The organism is Brachyspira innocens ATCC 29796 (assembly GCF_000384655.1).
Taxonomy (GTDB): domain Bacteria; phylum Spirochaetota; class Brachyspiria; order Brachyspirales; family Brachyspiraceae; genus Brachyspira; species Brachyspira innocens.
The window spans coordinates 1-2749 of record NZ_ARQI01000028.1; the positions used below are offsets into that span (position 1 = coordinate 1).

The 2749-nt window shown below is 24.6% G+C and carries 6 protein-coding genes; 2 read left to right on the forward strand and 4 right to left on the reverse strand.

What is annotated here, in order from left to right; genetic code table 11:
• A partial coding sequence (locus F811_RS15260; protein WP_020003337.1) for a 3'-5' exonuclease occupies positions 1–458 on the forward strand: 458 nt, incomplete at its 5' end.
• A gap of 164 nt (positions 459–622) precedes the next feature.
• Positions 623–796, forward strand: coding sequence for a hypothetical protein (locus tag F811_RS16615; RefSeq protein ID WP_020003338.1), 174 nt, complete (start codon positions 623–625; stop codon positions 794–796).
• Between the two features lie 346 nt (positions 797–1142).
• Here F811_RS16615 and F811_RS0100350 read toward each other — a convergent pair whose 3' ends face one another.
• The 4 genes from F811_RS0100350 to F811_RS16620 form a co-directional block, all read right to left on the reverse strand.
• Positions 1143–1367 carry a hypothetical protein gene (locus tag F811_RS0100350; protein ID WP_020003340.1) on the reverse strand — a complete coding sequence of 75 codons (225 nt, stop codon included), beginning with the start codon at positions 1365–1367 and terminating at the stop codon, positions 1143–1145.
• A 220-nt stretch (positions 1368–1587) separates the two neighbouring features.
• Positions 1588–1797 carry a hypothetical protein gene (locus tag F811_RS0100360; RefSeq protein WP_020003341.1) on the reverse strand — a complete coding sequence of 70 codons (210 nt, stop codon included), beginning with the start codon at positions 1795–1797 and terminating at the stop codon, positions 1588–1590.
• 15 nt (positions 1798–1812) lie between these two features.
• Positions 1813–2304, reverse strand: a complete 492-nt coding sequence (locus tag F811_RS0100365; RefSeq protein WP_020003342.1) for a hypothetical protein — start codon at positions 2302–2304, stop codon at positions 1813–1815.
• 10 nt (positions 2305–2314) lie between these two features.
• Positions 2315–2749 (reverse strand): hypothetical protein (locus tag F811_RS16620; RefSeq protein ID WP_026364296.1); only part of this gene is annotated, 435 nt, incomplete at its 5' end.

Here is a 2749-nt window from a genome sequence, read left to right on the forward strand (position 1 = left end):
TAGATTATATTCCAAACTTTATAAGTTCATACACAAATATTACTAATAAAATGGTAAAAAATGCACCTAGAGTAGATGAAGCTATAAAACAATTTTATGATTTTGTAGGGGATGATATATTAGTTGGTTATAATGTTCCATTTGATATAAAGTTTTTATATGATGCTTTATATGAAGTTAGTAATGGAGAACTTTTATTAAATAATGATTTTATTGATGTTATGTATATAGCTAAAAGAGTATTAAAAGATTTAGAAAATTATAAGCAAGTAACAGTTGCATCATATTATAACGTTAGTATAGATAATTTGCATAGAGCTATGGGAGATTGTAAATTATGCAGTGCTATATATGAATGTTTACAAAAAGATATACTTGAAAAATGGGGAGCATTTAATAAGTTCTACAAAAAATATCCGAAAATAAAAAATAAGATTGAAAATAACAAAAATGAATAATTCTTTTGCTATTCATATTGATTGCCTATTTTTATGAAAAAGTTTAAAATTAATTTATATTAATTTCTAAAAACCATAAATTATATTTTTATTCTCAAGGGCAGGAGTTTAAGCTTCGCCCTTATTTTTTATATTTCATTTTATCCCTCCATATAAAAAGCAGTATGCAAAAATTAAAACCATTCAGTAAAGAAGAAAGAAACACAGGAATAACTTTAAGAGTTACAAAGATAACATTTGAAGAAATGAAGAAAGAGGCTGACAGTTTGAATATGAGAGTAAGCGAGTATTTAGCAGAACTGCATAAAATGTATATGAGTGAAATATACAAAAAGTAATAAGCTTAAATAAAAAAAGAGAGTAAAGTCCCCAAAACTTTACCCTCAAAAATCAAAATATCACTTACGAGGTAATAAAATGATTACTACAAATATAATACTACTGTTTTTAAAAATAGTAAAGTATATTTTAACATTTTCTATAAAAATAATTAATAAAGATAAATACAAAAAACTTCATTATATATTAGATAAAGCAGATTCTTTTTTAACTCTTATTGTAAATATTTTATCAATAATTGATTTTGATTAAAGAGTTAAAAAAGAGGGCGGAACTTAAAAAAGCTCCGCCTTAAAACATTTTATTATTAAAAGGAGAAAAAAAATGGTAAATGAGTTGTTAAGATTATTTATCACCTTCAAACTTTGACTGATAACTTTTAAATCCTGCAAGTCCAAGCAAACCGCCCATTAAAAAAGGAAGAGCTTCACCAAGCCTAGTATCTTTAGAGAAAACTAAAAAAGCTATACAAACAAGCATAACCGCTGAACCTAATAAGCTGATTAAACGCATAGATGATAAATGCCCAGTCTTTGAGCATGAAATTAAATCTTTAAAGCTATTAAACATAAATAACCTCTGTAATAATTTTTTAATATAAAAAACTTAAAAATAAAAAATTGGGAGCATCTGCTTGATTTATCAAGCAGATACTTAAAGCGGACAATTTTTTATATATAATAAAAAGTAAATCTTTTAATGCCTTCATAATCAGTCCTATTATTGTTATGCTCATGCCGCCTTTAAATAGCCGAGTAAGTAAACTTGCTCGGCGGCGGCATTCGCTTATTTATAAAATTACAGCTATAAAAAACATCACACATCCGTAAGTTAATTTAATGAAATAATATATTGATGTTTTTTCTTTAATGAGAGCTTTTAATCTCTCTTTAAATGTTCCTGCTGTTTCATTCATAAACTTGTTATAGTATTTTACTATTCCAATGAAAGTAAAAAGTACCATAACACCTATTAAAAAAATTAATATTAATTTAAACATATTCACTCCTTAAAACTATTTATAAACTTTTAATTTTTCTGCTATTATCTTAAAACTATTAATAAACACCTCTTTTATTTTTTCTTTGTTATTTTCTAATTCTGTTATTTTACTTTCTTTTACTTCAAATAGAGTTCCTATCTGCTTGTTTTGATTATTGAACATATAAACAGTTTCAATAGGAAGATTCTCACTTTCTATAACTTCAGATATTTGCCTAGCCATACCATAAACATTAACATCAAATAAATAACTAAAATATATATATGGATGGAAATATTCATCTTCAATATGCCCTTCGCAGCACTGACTAGTTTTATATCCTTTTTTGTTTAACTCTAAAATGATATCTGCTATATTTTTATCTATCCTAGTAAGATTAATAAAATTACCGCATTCGCAGAATTGTTTATTTTCATAAAGTTTATTGCACTTACTGCAGAAATTATAATGTTCTTTATTATTAAAAATATTATGTTTAAATAAAGTATCAAACTGTCTTTTCATAATAACCTCTCTAAATACTTGGCTGAATCGGACATTCTATATCTACTATATAATTATTAGTTTTAAACTTAATAAGGATTGGAATAATAGAATTAATTGTAAAACCGCCTTCTGTCCTTATTAATAAGTTGTCATCTTCATAGAATAAATATTGATTTGTAACATTAAAAAATTGTGTTATTATATCATAATCTACAAAACCCATTACCATACTATTATAAACTTTATTAGCAGAACCTTTTAATCTATATTTTCCATTTATTAAATATATTCCAAAATATTCAGTTATAACTACACCCAAATATTCAGCATATTTTGGATCTATTGGAGCTATTATATTATTATCATATATTTTTATATTTCCAATATTTGCTTCAGTTTCTATTTCTTTTGAAGTCGTGGATAGTATTATATATATATAATTATCCTTATAATACGGATATAA

Coding starts and splice junctions, on each gene's coding strand:
- F811_RS16615 (WP_020003338.1), top strand. CDS start 623: ATGCAAAAATTAAAACCATTCAGTAAAGAAGAAAGAAACACAGGAATA.
- F811_RS0100350 (WP_020003340.1), bottom strand. CDS start 1,367: ATGTTTAATAGCTTTAAAGATTTAATTTCATGCTCAAAGACTGGGCAT.
- F811_RS0100360 (WP_020003341.1), bottom strand. CDS start 1,797: ATGTTTAAATTAATATTAATTTTTTTAATAGGTGTTATGGTACTTTTT.
- F811_RS0100365 (WP_020003342.1), bottom strand. CDS start 2,304: ATGAAAAGACAGTTTGATACTTTATTTAAACATAATATTTTTAATAAT.